Here is a 16,419-nt window from a genome sequence, read left to right as displayed (position 1 = left end):
TTTCAAATATGTTCACAATCGGACACTCCGTGTACATCATCGAACACTTTTATTATTTTTGATCAATAAACCTTTATAGCTATGATAGACGCAACAGTTTTGGTGATCGATGACGACGACGATATCCTGCTCAGCGCAAGGTTATTTCTGAAACAGCACTTTGACCATGTGGTGACCTGTAAATCTCCAAAAGAGATCAATGTACTGCTGAGCAAAAATGAAGTGGACATCATCCTGCTGGATATGAACTATCAAAAAGGGGCCAGCGATGGCCGGGAGGGTTTATACTGGCTGGAACATATACTTTCCATCGATAAAGACTATGTAGTCATCCTGATGACAGCATATGGAAACGTTGAACTGGCCGTACAGGCGATAAAAAAAGGCGCAACTGACTTTATATTGAAGCCATGGGAAAATGAGAAACTCTTTGCCACATTGTCTGCTGCGTCACGGTTACGCCAGTCCAACAAAAAAGTAAAGAAACTGGAGAAGATCCACTCCTCTTTGCAGAAAGACATCAACAGGCAGTTTGAGAATATCGTGGGCAGTTCGGAACCCATCAGACAGCTGCAAAACACGCTGATTAAAGTTGCACCTACTGATGCCAATGTATTAATTCTTGGCGAAAATGGTACCGGCAAACAAGTATTTGCCTATGAACTGCACAGACTGTCCAACCGCAGAAATCAGATCTTTATGCATGTGGACCTTGGCTCTTTAAATGAAAACCTGTTCGAGAGTGAATTGTTTGGCTATGCCAGGGGTGCATTTACCGATGCTAAAGACGACAAACCCGGCAGATTTGAAATGGCAGAAGGCGGAACGATATTTCTGGATGAAATCGGCAATCTTTCCCTGCCGCTCCAGGCCAAGCTATTAAGTGTCCTGCAAAACCGCACGGTCACCCGGCTGGGCGAAAGCAAGGAAAGAAAGATCAATGTACGGCTGATTACAGCCACCAACATGCCTTTGAATGAAATGGTCGCAAAAGGAACTTTCAGGCAAGATTTGCTGTTCAGAATAAACACAGTTGAACTGGATCTCCCTGGTCTTGCCAGACGGGGCGAAGACATTCTCTTGCTGGCCGGCCATTTTTTGAGCAGTTTTGGGACAAAATACCACAAAGGCCTTTTAAAACTGGATGCCAAAGCTGAAGATACATTGCTGAAGTACCATTGGCCTGGAAACGTAAGGGAACTCCAGCACGTCATTGAAAGGGCAGTGATCATGGCCGATGGTCATGAGATCAGCCCTGCTGACCTTCAGCTCAGTCCGCAGAAATTTGGTAACAGCTCGCCCGTGCAGATTGACATTCCCCTTGAAGAAATGGAGAAACTTATGGTACAAAAAGCCATTGACAAACACAAAGGAAATATTTCCAGGGCCGCTTCTGATCTTGGCCTGACACGGGCTGCGCTCTACAGGCGTATTGAAAAATTTGACCTGTAATGTTTTATCAGAGGTTTACATTCCGCCTGTTTACCCGGATGCTGGTGATCAATGTACTGGCATTTCTGCTCATATACCTGATCAGGAACACGCAACTGTGGTTTACCATTATAGGACTAGGCATTTTTCTTGTGGGGACGCTGATCAGTTTATATCATTACATTAACCAGATCAAAGAGGACATTAAAAGATTTATCCTGGCTGTAAAAACACGTGATGGCACCTTAAATTTCAAAAACAAGGCCACTAAAGGCAGCTTTCCGGAACTGTATGACTCTTTCAACGAAATCATACAGATCCATAAGGACATTCAACTGGAAAAAGACTCGATGTTCCAGCTGATCAAGACCATCCTGGAACAGGTACCCGTGGGCGTGATTGTTGTAAAAGACGACAGGGAAAATACAAGACAAGCTGAGATCGTCTTCTTTAACCAGGCAGCAGCCAGCCTGCTCAGCATACCCGCCTATAAATACTGGCACCGGCTGGTACAGCACATCCCGCAGTTTGCAGAAGAAATTGAATCGATAGGAAAGGGAGGAAAGAAATTCGTAGAACTTAAGATACAGGATAAACTGGTCCAGCTGTCTGCGGAGATCATCCCCCTGAACCTTTATCAGACAGACTATACCATCATTTCTTTTCAGAACATTAAAGATGAGATCGAACAGAAAGAATCTGAAGCCTGGAACAGGCTGATCGGGGTGATCTCACATGAGATTTTAAATTCCATTACCCCAATCAGTTCTTTGTCTGATACGGTAAACGGCATGATTTCGGAAAAGGAATTTCTGAGCAGCGAGGATCTCCAGGACCTTAAACCTGCCTTACAAACCATCAAAAGGAGATCAGAAGGTTTGCTGGATTTTGTTAAAGACTATCGCCTCATCGCCGAACTCCCGACACCCGTGCTTGAGTACCACACAATCGGCGAAATCCTTCAGCACATCAAAGTACTCATGCAACCATTTGCCAGCGGAAGAAATATTATATTGAAGGTAGAGCAGACCTCATCAAAGATCAGCATCCGTATAGACCTGAAGCTTGTGGAACAGGCATTGATTAACCTGGTAACCAACAGCATTTATTCATTAGAAGGCATAGCACACCCGGTAATTGAGATCAGCTACAAGTTAGACCAGAATAAATTGTATCTGGAAGTTAGGGACAACGGCAAGGGGATCGAGGCAGAACTGCTTGAAAAGATATTTGTTCCCTTTTTTACCACCAGGAAAAATGGTTCGGGCATCGGCCTCACCATTACCCGCAACATTATGAAAATGCACCAGGGAAATCTGGAAGTAAACTCAGTTCCTTTTGAGCATACTACTTTTTCCCTGGTGTTTAGATATCAGTAATTATATTTCTGTGCCATCGGGTATAACGGCGCCTTTTTTGACGACCACTATCCCGTCTTTAACTGTATACAGCTCAAATTCACCATCTGCAAGATGGTCTCCGCCAATGATCTTCACATCATCTCCGATGCGGCTGTTCTTGTCAATGATGGCATTTACGATCTTGCATCTGTCACCAATACCGATCATTGGTTTGCCTTTGGCTTTATCTTCGGCAATTTCTTCCAGCGTCTGGTATTTATCGCTACCCATCACATAGCAGCTTTCAATATGCGTGCCGACACCAATTCGTGAACGGATGCCAATAACAGCATGCCTGATACTTTCGGCCTGCAAGATACATCCCTCTGCGATGATGGTTTTATCCAGCGTGGTACCCAATATTTTTGAAGGCGGAAGCATACGCGCCCTGGTAAATATATTGTGGTGATGGTCAAACAGGTTGAATTTGGGAATATCGTCAGTAAGTCCAAGGTTGGCTTCAAAGAATGAAGCTATATTACCTATATCCGTCCAGTAACCTTCGTACTGAAAACTGAGCACATCATGTTCGGTAAGCATCCTCGGGATGATCTCTTTACCAAAATCCTTCTCGTCGGCATTCTCAGAAAAGATCTTTACCAAAAGGTCTTTGTTAAAAATATAAATCCCCATTGAAGCCAGAAAATCACGTCCTTCCCCCTGCATTTCAGGCCCTGTATCAGAAGTCCAGTCTTTTAGCAGTTCGGTCTTAGGTTTTTCTATAAATGAAGTGATGATATTTTCTTCATTGGCTTTTAAGATCCCAAAGCTCGGCGCGTCCTTCGCATTTACGGGGATGGTAGCCAGCGTAACCTTAACGCCGCTTTTAATGTGTGCTTCTACCATCTCATTAAAATCCATCTGGTACAGCTGATCTCCGGAGAGGATCAGCACATATTCAAACTCATGGTTCAGCAGGTGGTGCATCGTTTGCCTTACCGCATCCGCTGTTCCCTGAAACCAGGTAGGATTCTCAGGCGTCTGCTCTGCCGCCAGAATATCCACGAAAGCCGAACTGAATGTACTGAAATGATAGGTATTTTTAATGTGTTTGTTTAAAGAGGCAGAGTTAAACTGCGTCAGCACAAACATGCGGTGTATTCCTGAATTTAAACAATTAGAGATCGGAATGTCAACCAATCTGTATTTTCCTGCAATCGGCACTGCAGGTTTGGAGCGAGTTTGTGTAAGTGGAGCTAACCTAGAGCCCTGGCCCCCGCCAAGAATTACACCCAATACTTTTTCAGTCATCTAGTTTCATATTATATTTGGTACAGATTTATATATTGCTGAGCAGCCTTGTCCCATGAATGATCCAGCTGCATCATAAACTTACGAATTTCTTTCACTTTTTTAGCATCGGCATAGAGCTCCAAAGCACGGTCTATGGCATGCCCAACATCCCAGACACTTGTCTGGTCATGGCAGATGCCAAAACCATTGTCCCCGATATCTATAACTGTATCTTTCAAACCACCGATTCTTCTCACTATTGGAATGGTGCCGTACCTCAATGCATACATCTGGTTCAGCCCGCAGGGTTCTACCCTGCTTGGCATCAGCAGAAAATCTGCGCCTGCATATATTTGATGCGACAATTGCTCATTATAACCGATGTAAGCATTGTAATTTCCCGGGAAGGCTTCCTTTAAATGATTTAACCGCCCTTCTACCTGCGGATCTCCGGAGCCCAGCACCAGTACATTCATTTCACCATTGCTTTGCAGCAAAGCGCTATAGAATATATCCGGCAGCAGATCTGCACCTTTCTCTCCTACCAGTCTTCCGATAAAAGTAAACAATGGTTTTTCGGGATCCAGATTAAAAACATTGCATAATGCTTCTTTGTTTGCTTTTTTTCCGGCCTCCAGTATTTTAATACCGTACGGCTTATACAACATTGTGTCCGTTGACGGATCCCATACTTCGTTGTCTATCCCGTTTAATATCCCCACGGACTTACCTCTTTCCTGTGACAACAGACTTTCCAGACCATTTGCATTGTAGCGGATCTCCTCCAGGTAACTTGGAGATACGGTGGTTACCCTCCAGGCACATTTAATCGCAGCAGCCAATGGATTTATAGCACCCTGCCATTCCAGCTGACCGGCCTTCCAGAGGTCAAATGGAGGTATATAATGTAGTTTGTCCCAACCGAACTGTCCCTGGTACTGCCCGTTGTGAATGGTCAGCACGGTGGGCACACTGCTCAGCTTTCTAAACTGGCTGCAATAAGCCGTCATAAAAGGAACCAGGCCGGTATGGTGATCGTGGCAATGGATCACGTCAGGCTTGTGCTCCCATTGTGCCATCCAGTCCAGCACTGCGATCTGAAAGGCCAGGAAACGTTCTGTATCATCACCATAACCATATACGTTCTCCCTGTCCATCAACCCGGCGATGTGCACCAGGAAAACATCAAAACCAAGTTTATTGGTCTTTTCCCTGAAAATCCTGACCGGGAAATTCTGAAAACCCAGTTTGCCCCAGCCGTCATAAACTACTTCAAATTCATTTTCACGGAGAAACTTGGTCTGATAAGCCGGCATGACAACTTTTGCGACGTGGCCCAGCTTATTTTGATATTTTGGCAATGCACCTACAACGTCACCTAAACCACCTACTTTAGCAATAGGATAACATTCTGCGCTAAGGTGTATAATCTCCATAATTTAAGAATTTAAAAAGTATCTTAAATTAAGGATTAGAATAAGGAATGCAAATATTTAAAGTAAATAAATATTTGCATTCCTTTTTTTAAAGCAGTTTGAATTACTTAAGACTAAAACTTTTAAATACAGCAGATTGATCCCTTGTTCCCAGCACGGTAAGCCCTACCCTAAGCGCCCTGTCCCAGGGTGGCAGGAAACCACCGTCTGCAAGATCGGTGTTTATATCGTTAAATGCACCATTACCAAGGGCATATGAAAACGTAAAATAATGGTTTTGCTGAGCTTTCAGTCTCAGCTTCAAAGGAAATACTTTTGCAGATGAGGCGGATGGCAACGGAAGTGTCTTGAGGACAGTAGTATTGCCATTTTTCACCTGTTTTAACAGCACATTCCCTTCTTTGACCGATGCAAAAATAATGTTTTTATCATCACCAATGATGGCAATACCCGCCTCAGCCGTGGCTTCGCTGATCACCGTCTCGGCAGTATAAGCTGCATGATAAACAGGTTGTCCGATGTAAGCTCCTGATGCATCAGGCAGTGCGGAGATTTGAAGTGATTTTCCTGACTGCTGCCTTTTAAAATCTTTAAAAATACTCCACTGCCAGTCCAGGCTCAAATCTTTTCCAGAGAACGCATCTGATTTTGTAATTCTCTTTGCAGCTGATTTACCGCTGTCCTGTTTAAAACTGATCCAGCCGTCAGGGGTAAACTCAAACTCGATGAGCAGTCCCTGTCTTCCGGCATATACGCTTTCCTGGGTACTATATCCATGGTACAAAAAGTAATTTTTCCCGTCTTTCTGAACAGCCGTACCATGTCCGGGACAGGTCCAGTTGTCGGTACTGGCCAGCACGGGATTCTTTTCATATTTTTCCCATGGTCCAAGAAGGCTCTTGCTCCTCGCTACTCCTGCGCCATAATTACATTTGATTCCGCAGCAAGCGGCCGCTGCATAAATGGCGTAAAAATATTCACCGTTCCTGATCATCGAAACACCTTCTACCAAGCCATTTTCCCAGGCCTGATCGCCCCTGAACAACTCTTTCTTCTCGCCGATCAAAGCTGTACGGTCTTCCTTCATTTCCATTGCCCAGATCGGCGTCGGCTGCTTAATGCTGTTGCCGTCTTCTTTCCAGATCATATAAAGCTTGCCATCCTTGTCACGCATAGGAAAAGCATCAATTGAACCTGCAGGCTGACACATCAGAGGCCCCAGGTCTGTATAAACACCGTCGGGTTTGTCGGCCACAGCCACTCCTATACACAGATTACCACCCCTCTTATGTGCTGTATAATACATGTAAACCTTCCCCTTATCGTAAGTAATCTCCGGAGCCCACATATAAAAATCGGCCCAGGTTGGCATTTCTTTAAACACTACGCTTTTTTTTGTCCAGTTTTTCAGGTCTTTAGATTGGTAAACCGGGAATGCAGGCATCCAGTTGGATGTCGTAGCGGCTGCCCAATAATTCTCGCCTATCTTAACCACAGAAGGATCCGGATGATCGCCAGGCAAAACAAGCTGTTGCGAGTATGCGTTGCCATATAATAAAATAAAGAAGAAGAGGACCGGTAATTTTAAGTATTTCATTGATCTTTTTTGGTTTTTAAATATCCGTGAATTTAATAAAAACCCTGAAATTAGAAAGATATTGACTTCGCGAATGCAACGCTGGATTCTGAAGATATAATGTCTTGGCTACTGTCCGGAAACTTGAGCAGATATGGCCAGGTCAGTCATATAGGGCATGTTGTGCGTGTACAACTTCCATTGCCGTTCGGGTGTCATGACCCATGCATCGGATACCGTCTTGTTGTTCTTTACCATGCCAATAAAAGGCTGGTAAATAAAGGCTGTTTTCCTGAAACGCTTTCCTGGTACAAGTTCAATATTTCCGGACAAATTCATAAATCTCTGGTTTCTTGAGTTTGTTATCCACTCGATGCTGACGAAAAACGTTTTACCTGGAATCCTGATTTTGTATTTTCTAAGATCGATCTTAACAATTTGATCCGCACGGTTTTTAACCTCTAGCGGTTCCTTCATTAAGGAGTTGCCGGGAGCGCCGGTCAAGCTATCCAAATCGTAAATATGTAAAAGGAAGGTTGTATTAGTCGGTTCACTTATCCTGGCTTCGCCGCCGTTAACTGGTATAATCAATCTGCCCAGCTCTACTTGCTGCAGTGTGCTTCCAGCCTTTTCAGTGCTGAATTTCTGCGCGGCCTGTAAATAATTAAACTGTTCATTTACTTTTTGAAAGCCGATATAAAAACGGACGCTGTCCTTATGGATACCGTTGAGAACCAAGTTTTCCTGGGCTACCGTAGCAAACACGCTAAACAGGGTACTGATAAATAGCAGGTATCTCATAATTAATTGACTACAATTTTTATCGCTGGAACAATATCGAGTTTTATCCATTTTGAACCGGGAGTAAGTGGTAATGACCAGCCTTCGTTATCCTTTGGACGTCCAATGCTGACAAATGGCTGATAAAATATTTCGTAATATGCAGTAGATTCACGCGCACCACCATTACCGGCTCTAAAGATATAATACCGTTCATTATATGGAATCGGGATCGTTTCAACCCCTATAAAAAATGGATTGCTGGTAATGGAAATATTGTGCTTTGTAACATCGACTTTGATCTCCCTGTTGTTCAAATCGTGAACCTCAATGGTATCCAGGCAGATACTTTCTCCGGGACCTTTGGTCTTAGGATTTTCCTTGTAAATTTTAATTCTGAACCTTGTTTCGGTTCGAAAAGGAAAATAAGTCAGATTCCTGTTGATCCAGATTTCTTTCAAATATTGGTGCGTGGCCGGCATTTCAAATCTTTTTGCAAGTTGCCCGCCATTATTTCTGAAATACAGATGATTGCCGATATTGTAACTCCCGATGGTCAGTTCTTTGCGTTTGTCGCTGATGTTTACTTCCTTCAGCGTTTTTACGTCTTCTTGCAGGAAAACCTCTGGTGACCTGATCACCTCACCTACAGTCAGTTTTAAGGGGGTATAACCTATGGCCGCAAATAGTAAAGTATCTATGGCGCCGTTATCAGTTCTTTTGAGTGTGAAAACCCCATTGACATCAGCATTGGCACCATTTTTCGCATTAAGGAACGTTACTGTGGCAAATGGTACAGCCTCCTTTGTTCTTTCATTTATGACTGTGCCCTTTATCGTCTTTTGAGCATACGCATTAGTAAAAGAAAGTATGAGTAAGATGAGAGCTTTCATACGGTCAATGAGGATTAGATAACACTAATTTAAGAAATATATTTACACCACGCTCCCTATATTCATAAAACCCCTTAAATCGCTAAAAAGGCGGGCAGCAGCAAATAACTACCACCATAACGCCTTCCAAATTAGCCGCCCAACAAAAAAAACGAATCTACTAAAAGCAGGCATAGGATTTGTCCTTCTTCAGGACAAGGTCCAGCCTGCGAATAGTATATTCGTTTTTTCCTATGCGCAATGCAGAAATAATAACCTAATCCGCTACCGCCCTGAACATCAGCGCAGCTGCAGTCAAATTGGTCCGGCTGTCGATCAATATCGCCGCACCATTGGCTTTATTTTCAGAATAAACGTCAAACGCCAGCTCATCAGCAGTTTTAATGACCACGCGGCCGATGTCGTTGAGTTTAAACTCATGGGCGTCCTGTTTCTCCAGAGTATTGATATCCACCTTATGGATGATCTCTCTTATCTTACATTTGGTCAGCTTGCTGTTGTGCTGCAGCAGGTAAGTAATGCTGTCGTCCATGGGACGGGCATCCATCCAGCAGATATCAGCTTCGATCAGCTGGGCGCGTTTCGGCAGATGGTCAGAATTTACCAGTACATCACCCCTGCTGATGTCAATATCATCTTTCAGGTGAAGTGTTACCGACTGGCCGGCATGAGCCTGTGCAGGCTCCTGGTCAAAGATCTCAATGCGCTCGATCACAGAACTGCTGCCGGAAGGCAATACAGTTACACGGTCATTGACATTAAATGAACCGCTCAGTATCCGGCCGGCATACCCCCTGTAGTCGTGTAATGCTTCCGTTTGCGGCCTGACTACCCACTGGACCGGCATACGTGCCAGGCCATAATCTTCCTCTGCCACATCAACAGTCTCCAGGAAGTGCAGCAAGCTGCGCCCTTTGTACCACGGCATGTACTCAGATTCATTGACCACATTATCGCCTTTAAGCGCACTCACCGGAATAAAAGTTACATCCTTCAGGTTCAGATCGGCAGCAAGTGTCTTGTATCTGTCTGTAATCGCATTGAAGACTGTTTCACTGTATCCTACCATGTCCATTTTATTCAAGCATACCACCACATGCTCAATACCCAGTAACGAAACCAGGTAAGAATGCCTGATGGTCTGCTCCACCACACCATTACGGGCATCGATCAAAATGATAGCCAGCTTTGCCGTAGAAGCACCAGTCACCATATTACGGGTATACTGGATATGTCCCGGGGTATCAGCAATGATAAATTTGCGTTTATCAGTCTGAAAATACTTGTAAGCCACATCAATCGTAATTCCCTGCTCACGCTCCGCCCTCAGACCGTCCGTTAAAATAGCCAGGTCAATAGAACCATCGTCATTTTTACGGTTGCTGGACTGCAAAGCTTCCAGCTGATCGGCCAGAATAGAATCTGTATCATACAACAACCGGCCTATCAGCGTACTCTTGCCATCATCAACACTTCCGGCAGTAAAAAATTTAAGTATATTCATTAAAAGTATCCTCCTTTTTTGCGGTCTTCCATAGCAGCTTCTGAAACTTTATCGTCCATGCGGGCTCCGCGTTCACTAATTTTTGATGCGCTGATCTCAGCAATGATGTCATCCAGCTGATCAGCATCCGATTCAACCGCAGCCGTACAGCTCATATCACCTACTGTGCGGAACCTTACTTTTTTGTGCTCTACAATGTCCTCGTCGTCCATATTTAAAAACGGAGATGCCGCCATCAGCTGACCGTTGCGTGTGATCACATCACGGTTGTGCGCAAAATAGATAGAAGGCAGCTCGATCTTTTCCCTCTTGATGTAATTCCAGACATCCAGTTCGGTCCAGTTGCTGATCGGGAATACCCGCACGTTCTCACCTTTATGGATCTTGCCGTTATAGATGTTCCAAAGCTCAGGCCGCTGGCGTTTAGGATCCCATTGTCCGAATTCATCCCTTACAGAAAAGATCCGCTCCTTGGCACGTGCTTTCTCCTCATCTCTGCGGGCACCGCCAATACAGGCATCAAACTTATGCAATGCAATGGTGTCCAGTAAAGTCACCGTCTGCAGGCCATTCCGGCTGGCGTTTTTACCAGTCTGCTCTACCACTTTACCCTGATCAATAGAATCCTGAACATGGCCTATGATCAGCTTTTCGCCGATGCGCTCCACCATCTTATCTCTGTAAGTGATGGTCTCCTCAAAATTGTGCCCGGTATCAATGTGTACCAGAGGAAAAGGAAATTTACCCGGCCGGAATGCCTTTTCGGCAAGCCTTACCAAAGTGATCGAATCTTTACCTCCTGAAAACAACAGGGCCGGTTTTTCAAATTGCCCTGCTACTTCACGCATAATGTGAATCGCCTCGGCCTCTAATTCGTCTAAATAATCTAAATTATACTTACTCATTTTCTGTTTTGCAATTACGTTGTGGCATGTAAACCACATTCCTTTTTCGACTGGTCTTCCCACCACCAGCGGCCCGCCCTGAAGTCTTCACCTTCTCTCACTGCCCTGGTACAAGGTGCACATCCTATGCTTGGAAAACCCTTGTCATGTAATGTATTGTAAACGATATTGTTCTTCTTAATGTAGGACTTCACTTCATCCAGCGACCAGTAAAAGATCGGATGGAACTTGACCATCTGGTTTTGCTCATCCCATTCCAGATCCGTCATGTCATGCCTGTTCAGTGATTGTTCCGAACGAATACCCGTCACCCATAATTTATTACCGTTCAAGGCCCTTTTGAGTGGCTCTACCTTGCGGATGCCGCAGCATTCCTTCCTGTTTTCTACCGATTCATAAAAGCTGTTTGGGCCTTTCTTGCTGACCATTGCCTGCACAGCCTCGGCCTGCGGGAAATAAGCTTTGATCGGTTTATTATAAATTTCCAGTGTCCGGTTCCAGACATAGTAAGTTTCCGGGAACAACCTTCCCGTTTCAAGTGTAAAAACCTCTATAGGAATATCATTTGCAAAGATCATGTGTGTGATCACCTGATCCTCCCAGCCAAAACTTGTTGAAAAAACGATCTGTCCCGGATATTGTGATGCGAAGTGTTTTAACGCATCAACCGGGTCAAGGCCTCTTATTTTTTCTGCTATTTCTTCCAATTTCTCCTTCATGACTATATTAATTTGAGGATAAAGTTTATAATACTGCGCAGGCTCACCAAAATTACGAGAATACCTACTGAAACCATAATGGTTTTCGCAGAGATCTTATTGGAGACCTTCGCAGCTATCGGTGATGCCAGCGCACTGCCGATCACCAGACCCGCCACCGCTTCCCAGTGTGCACCATTTAGCATGGTGATGAAAGTCAGTGAGCTCATCAGTGCCACAAAAAAGCGGGTGATCTTTACAGTTCCCAGAGAGAACCTGGCATTTCTCCCCCCTGCAATCAGGCTTGACAATACAATAGAACCCCAGCCCCCGCCGCCTACAGCATCCACAAAACCACCAAACAATCCCAGCAAAGAGATCTTCTTGATCTTTCCGTTCTTACCGGTTCTTTTTACTTTAGACTGGTAAGCTTTAGCAAGGATCACAAAACCAAGTGTCAGGGTATATAGTGAGACTACCGGTTTGGTATAATTGCTGTAATGCTCTAGGGAGGACAATAAATAGGCTCCGGTGACCGCACCTGCAATACCCGGAATGAGCAATAACCTGAACAGCTTCCAGTTTACATTGCCAAAGCGGTAATGCATCCAGCCCGCTATGCCATTGCTCAATATTTCTGATAAATGCACGCCCATACTTGCCGAAGCAGGCGGAACACCCATTGCCAGCGAGAATGAAGTGGAAGTGACACCATAAGACATGCCTATGGCCCCATCTATCATAGAGAAAATGAACCCGCCAAGTAAAAACCAATAGAAGATCGGGTTCAGGTTCTCTACATAAGCCTGAAATTCAGGCTCCTTATGCCAAAAAGCAGTCACTACTATAACTCCTGAAAACACAATTGCCAGCCAGATCAGCCACTTTAAATTCAGCCTTTTCCTATCCGGTTCAACAGCTGCAACAGGATTTCCAGCCGCAGCCTCTTCTACCAGCAGTGACGTCACCTCATTCAGTTTCTTCACCTTGGAAGCAAAATCACCATTAAGGGTATTTCTCAAAGCCTCCATCTGCTGAAGCGTGTCGTTCAATTCGTTTGGCAAACTGTCAGTTAAAACTTCCTTCAGTCTTTTCGCAATCGTCGGAGATTTACCGTTAGTAGAAATTGCGATTTTCAGATCGCCTTTTTTTACCACAGAACCCAGATAAAAATTGCATAAATCGGGTTTATCAGCAAAGTTTGCCAACAAGTTACGCTCATTTGCCAGCAGTCTGATCTCGTCGTTCAGTATGGTGTTGTTGGTAGCAGCCACGACAAGGTCCGCCCCGTCCAGATCAGACGGTTCGAATGCTTTTTGAACTACCTTAACACATTCATAACCACTGGCCAGTTCCCTAAGTTCCGGCAAAATTTCCAATCCTATGACAGTCACCCTGGCTTCAGGGCTGTTGTTCAATAAGGCCGATAATTTCTCCAGACCAATTGGTCCGGCACCAATCAGTACAGTTTGTATGGTATCCAATTTTATGAAGACAGGAAATAACTGGTTGCCTTCCATAAAAACTACAATTCTTCTTTAAGTGCTTCGTAGAAATCCCTGATTGGCTGAAAAGAGGGATGCAATGACACGACCTGCCCGAAGACAAGCAAAGCCGGAGCTTCAATACCCTTTTCCTCAACCACTTCCACTATCGTATCCACTACCCCTACGGCCAGCTTCTCGTTTTCAGTAGAACCGCTTTGTATCGCAGCAACAGGCAATAGACCCTTACCTTCATTTTGAAACAGCTTTACGATCTCCCTAAGTTTGCCAAGCCCCATCAATACCACTACAGTGGCTTTAGACCGGGCGGCTTCATACAGATCATTGGAGATCTTGCCAGAAGCAGTAGTACCTGTCACTACCCAAAAACTTTCGCTTAAACCTCTGTGTGTTACAGGGATCTGCTGCAATCCCGGTACGGAAATAGAACTCGACAAACCGGGTATCACAGTTGCAGGGATGCTATATCCGGCGGCAAAATCCAGCTCCTCATATCCCCTTCCGAATACAAACGGATCACCGCCCTTCAGGCGCACCACATGCCCGTAGTTGAGCGCGTAGTCTATCATCAGCTTGTTTATCGCGTCCTGACCATAAGAATGTTCGCCGGACCTTTTTCCGACATATACTTTTATGGCATTTGGCCCCGCATAATCCAGCACACCCTCATTCACCAGAGCATCATATAAGATCACATCCGCATTTTTCAATGCATTCGCACCTTTCATGGTGATCAGTTCAGGATCGCCCGGACCAGCGCCTACCAGCGTAATCCTTGGTTCCTTCCTGCTTATTTTTTTATCAATCATGACACTTTTTCTGCTCTCGCAGCTTTTATACCATTGTAAAACTCTTCCAAAGATGCGAGGTATGCTGTAGCAAATTCTTCAGAAGGCTCATGTTTGTTGATCTCCAGTACCAGGTCACTAAATGAACTGTCCAGGTGTACCTCTCCTGTTTGTACGTAGTGATTGTCAAACTCACGGATGATACCGATTTGAGTACTGCTGTTCACTCCTTTATCCAGAAGCAAAGCCTTAGCAGCACTTACGTAGACTGCATAGGTATGGTAAATCGCATCCGACCACGCACCTGCTTCATAAGACGCCCTTGCCCAGCTCAGTTTTTCTTCCGACTCTAGCAATAAGGTTGCTACAAGATCAATGACCACACCCGCGCATTCTCCGACACCGATAGCAGTAACAAAAGTTTCCTCATGGCCCCAGTCTACAAACTCCTCATCTTTAAGATTGGTCAGGTCAGCCAGTGGTTTAAGTAACTGGTAGAAATAATCTTTGGTCTGTCTGTCGTAATACTGATTGAAGTTTTCTGTATCCGGGGAATTTGCGGCAAAATCATCCAGCAGGATTCTCAGCACGTCAGTCGCACGTTTAGACGGCGCTTTGATCACCCTTTCTGCTACCCGCCCCTCACCATCGCCAACAGTACCACCGCCCAGCATCACCTGCACCGCAGGTACCACCTTGCCATTGGCCTTTACAGAGCTTCCGTGAAAACCGATCTGTGCCAGACCATGCTGTCCGCATGAATTCATACAGCCGCTTATTTTTATTTTAATGTCCTTATCATAGATCAGTTCCGGATATTCATCATAGATCACTTCCTCCAATGCCACAGAAAGTGACATCGAATTTGATATCCCAAGGTTACAGGTATCCGTACCCGGGCAGGTGGTCACATCGGCCACGCTGTCAAAACCTGCTTTAGCAAAACCCAGCTCTTTCAATGCGACAAATAAACCCGGCAGACCAGCTTCTCGGGCAAACTTCAGCATCAGACCCTGGTTTTGGGTGATCCTGATCTCGTTAGCTACATACGGGCTGATCGCCGCCACCAGTTTACGCGCCTCTTCTGTAGGGATATCGCCCTTGGTTACTTTAATGTATACTGCAAAAAAGCCTTCCTGTTTCTGCGGAACCACATTGGTGGCCCTCCACACTTGATAATCCAGGCTGCTGATCACATCATCCAGTACGGGATATTCGATAGCCTCAGGAACCGATGGTTGTGCCACAGTGTCACGGTCTATTTTAAAAGATTTCACTTTATTGGCGATACGCTCCTCTTCGATCAGCCTCAGCACTTCATCCAGTCCGAGTTTCTGAATCAGGTATTTCAGACGTGCTTTATTACGGTTTGTTCTCTCGCCATAACGGTCAAATACCCTTAGCATCGCCTCAGCATACGGAATGATCTGGTCTTCATGCAAAAACTCATGAACCAGGTTAGCTAAAAAAGGCTGTGCACCAAGGCCACCGCCCAGCATTACCTTAAAACCGCGTTCACCTTTGTCATTGATCTTTGGAATAAATCCAAGATCATGTATATAGCTGAAAGCTGAATCGCTCTCATCAGAAGAGAAAGAGAATTTAATCTTCCTTCCCATTTCCTGGCAGATCGGGTTTCTTAGGAAATAACTAAAAAAAGCATGCGCATAAGGAGATACGTCAAAAGGTTCATTTGGATTGATCCCTGCGTCAGGCGAAGAAGTTACGTTCCTGACCGTATTTCCGCAAGCTTCGCGAATGGTCACATCGTCCTGCTCCAGTTCTTCCCAGAGTTCAGGAGTCCTGTCCAGACTTACATAGTGGATCTGGATGTCCTGACGAGTGGTCAGGTGCAGGTTCCTGCTGGCATATTTATCAGAGACGTCTGAAATGCGCAGGATCTGTTTGAAAGTTACCTTACCAAAAGGCAGCTTGATGCGGATCATCTGAACTCCCGGCTGTCTTTGGCCATAGATTCCGCGCGCAAGGCGCAGACTTCTGAATTTCTCATCATGGATCTTACCTTCGCGAAATTCCCTGATCTTTTTTTCCAGATCTATGATGTCTTTTTCGACAATAGGATTCTCTAACTCTGTTCTAAAGCTTTGCATGTCAATTGGTTATTTTAAAAAAAGCCTCTCCGTCTTTTGGACCGGAGAAGCTTTAAATATTAAATTTCAACAGCCTGCAGGATTACCAGTACATGCAATGCACATTCGGATAGTTCAGCCTGTTGATTGTTTTGTTCATAAAGCAAATATATAAAGTAT

At 44.8% G+C, this 16,419-nt stretch carries 13 protein-coding genes; 2 read left to right on the top strand and 11 right to left on the bottom strand.

What is annotated here, in order from left to right; genetic code table 11:
* Positions 1-81 precede the first annotated feature (81 nt).
* Together QEP08_RS08570 and QEP08_RS08565 are read left to right on the top strand one after the other, a co-directional pair.
* Positions 82-1,452, top strand: a complete 1,371-nt coding sequence (locus tag QEP08_RS08570; RefSeq protein ID WP_285057312.1) for a sigma-54-dependent transcriptional regulator — start codon at positions 82-84, stop codon at positions 1,450-1,452.
* Positions 1,452-2,810: a sensor histidine kinase gene (locus QEP08_RS08565; protein WP_285057311.1), complete on the top strand. Its 1,359-nt coding sequence runs from the start codon at positions 1,452-1,454 to the stop codon at positions 2,808-2,810. Before QEP08_RS08570 ends, QEP08_RS08565 begins: the two co-directional genes overlap by 1 nt.
* Here the strand turns inward: QEP08_RS08565 and QEP08_RS08560 are convergent, their stop codons facing one another.
* From QEP08_RS08560 to QEP08_RS08510, 11 genes are all read right to left on the bottom strand, one after another.
* The gene (locus QEP08_RS08560; RefSeq protein WP_285057310.1) at positions 2,811-4,082 is read right to left on the bottom strand and encodes a glucose-1-phosphate adenylyltransferase; all 1,272 of its coding nucleotides are present in this window, start codon (positions 4,080-4,082) and stop codon (positions 2,811-2,813) included. It abuts the gene before it with no gap.
* 11 nt (positions 4,083-4,093) lie between these two features.
* A complete protein-coding gene (locus QEP08_RS08555) occupies positions 4,094-5,500 on the bottom strand; it encodes a glycogen synthase (RefSeq protein WP_285057309.1) in 1,407 nt (468 codons plus the stop codon).
* Positions 5,501-5,603: 103 nt separating this feature from the next.
* On the bottom strand, positions 5,604-7,097 hold the full coding sequence (locus QEP08_RS08550) for a glycoside hydrolase family 43 protein (RefSeq protein WP_285057308.1): 1,494 nt from the start codon (positions 7,095-7,097) through the stop codon (positions 5,604-5,606).
* Positions 7,098-7,205: 108 nt separating this feature from the next.
* On the bottom strand, positions 7,206-7,877 hold the full coding sequence (locus tag QEP08_RS08545; RefSeq protein WP_285057307.1) for a hypothetical protein: 672 nt from the start codon (positions 7,875-7,877) through the stop codon (positions 7,206-7,208).
* 2 nt (positions 7,878-7,879) lie between these two features.
* Positions 7,880-8,749, bottom strand: a complete 870-nt coding sequence (locus QEP08_RS08540; protein ID WP_285057306.1) for a carboxypeptidase-like regulatory domain-containing protein — start codon at positions 8,747-8,749, stop codon at positions 7,880-7,882.
* A 256-nt stretch (positions 8,750-9,005) separates the two neighbouring features.
* Positions 9,006-10,253 carry a sulfate adenylyltransferase subunit 1 gene (locus tag QEP08_RS08535; RefSeq protein ID WP_285057305.1) on the bottom strand — a complete coding sequence of 416 codons (1,248 nt, stop codon included), beginning with the start codon at positions 10,251-10,253 and terminating at the stop codon, positions 9,006-9,008.
* Positions 10,253-11,158, bottom strand: a complete 906-nt coding sequence (gene cysD, locus QEP08_RS08530; RefSeq protein ID WP_285057304.1) for a sulfate adenylyltransferase subunit CysD — start codon at positions 11,156-11,158, stop codon at positions 10,253-10,255. Before cysD ends, QEP08_RS08535 begins: the two co-directional genes overlap by 1 nt.
* A gap of 14 nt (positions 11,159-11,172) precedes the next feature.
* The gene (locus QEP08_RS08525) at positions 11,173-11,877 is read right to left on the bottom strand and encodes a phosphoadenylyl-sulfate reductase (protein ID WP_285057303.1); all 705 of its coding nucleotides are present in this window, start codon (positions 11,875-11,877) and stop codon (positions 11,173-11,175) included.
* Between the two features lie 2 nt (positions 11,878-11,879).
* Entirely contained in the window at positions 11,880-13,376 is a 1,497-nt protein-coding gene (locus QEP08_RS08520; protein ID WP_285057302.1) for a TSUP family transporter, read from the bottom strand.
* 5 nt (positions 13,377-13,381) lie between these two features.
* A complete protein-coding gene (gene cobA / locus QEP08_RS08515; RefSeq protein WP_285057301.1) occupies positions 13,382-14,170 on the bottom strand; it encodes a uroporphyrinogen-III C-methyltransferase in 789 nt (262 codons plus the stop codon).
* On the bottom strand, positions 14,167-16,260 hold the full coding sequence (locus QEP08_RS08510) for a HEPN domain-containing protein (protein WP_285057300.1): 2,094 nt from the start codon (positions 16,258-16,260) through the stop codon (positions 14,167-14,169). Before QEP08_RS08510 ends, cobA begins: the two co-directional genes overlap by 4 nt.
* Between the last annotated feature and the right edge of the window lie 159 nt (positions 16,261-16,419).

The organism is Pedobacter ginsengisoli, from assembly GCF_030244015.1.
GTDB lineage: Bacteria > Bacteroidota > Bacteroidia > Sphingobacteriales > Sphingobacteriaceae > Pedobacter > Pedobacter ginsengisoli.
Note: the sequence above shows the minus strand (reverse complement) of the source record. Positions and strands in the feature narration are given on the sequence as shown.

Bases quoted from the DNA above. Each gene is read 5' to 3' on its own strand.
- QEP08_RS08570 (WP_285057312.1), top strand. From the start codon at position 82: ATGATAGACGCAACAGTTTTGGTGATCGATGACGACGACGATATCCTG.
- QEP08_RS08565 (WP_285057311.1), top strand. From the start codon at position 1,452: ATGTTTTATCAGAGGTTTACATTCCGCCTGTTTACCCGGATGCTGGTG.
- QEP08_RS08560 (WP_285057310.1), bottom strand. From the start codon at position 4,082: ATGACTGAAAAAGTATTGGGTGTAATTCTTGGCGGGGGCCAGGGCTCT.
- QEP08_RS08555 (WP_285057309.1), bottom strand. From the start codon at position 5,500: ATGGAGATTATACACCTTAGCGCAGAATGTTATCCTATTGCTAAAGTA.
- QEP08_RS08550 (WP_285057308.1), bottom strand. From the start codon at position 7,097: ATGAAATACTTAAAATTACCGGTCCTCTTCTTCTTTATTTTATTATAT.
- QEP08_RS08545 (WP_285057307.1), bottom strand. From the start codon at position 7,877: ATGAGATACCTGCTATTTATCAGTACCCTGTTTAGCGTGTTTGCTACG.
- QEP08_RS08540 (WP_285057306.1), bottom strand. From the start codon at position 8,749: ATGAAAGCTCTCATCTTACTCATACTTTCTTTTACTAATGCGTATGCT.
- QEP08_RS08535 (WP_285057305.1), bottom strand. From the start codon at position 10,253: ATGAATATACTTAAATTTTTTACTGCCGGAAGTGTTGATGATGGCAAG.
- cysD (WP_285057304.1), bottom strand. From the start codon at position 11,158: ATGAGTAAGTATAATTTAGATTATTTAGACGAATTAGAGGCCGAGGCG.
- QEP08_RS08525 (WP_285057303.1), bottom strand. From the start codon at position 11,877: ATGAAGGAGAAATTGGAAGAAATAGCAGAAAAAATAAGAGGCCTTGAC.
- QEP08_RS08520 (WP_285057302.1), bottom strand. From the start codon at position 13,376: ATGGAAGGCAACCAGTTATTTCCTGTCTTCATAAAATTGGATACCATA.
- cobA (WP_285057301.1), bottom strand. From the start codon at position 14,170: ATGATTGATAAAAAAATAAGCAGGAAGGAACCAAGGATTACGCTGGTA.
- QEP08_RS08510 (WP_285057300.1), bottom strand. From the start codon at position 16,260: ATGCAAAGCTTTAGAACAGAGTTAGAGAATCCTATTGTCGAAAAAGAC.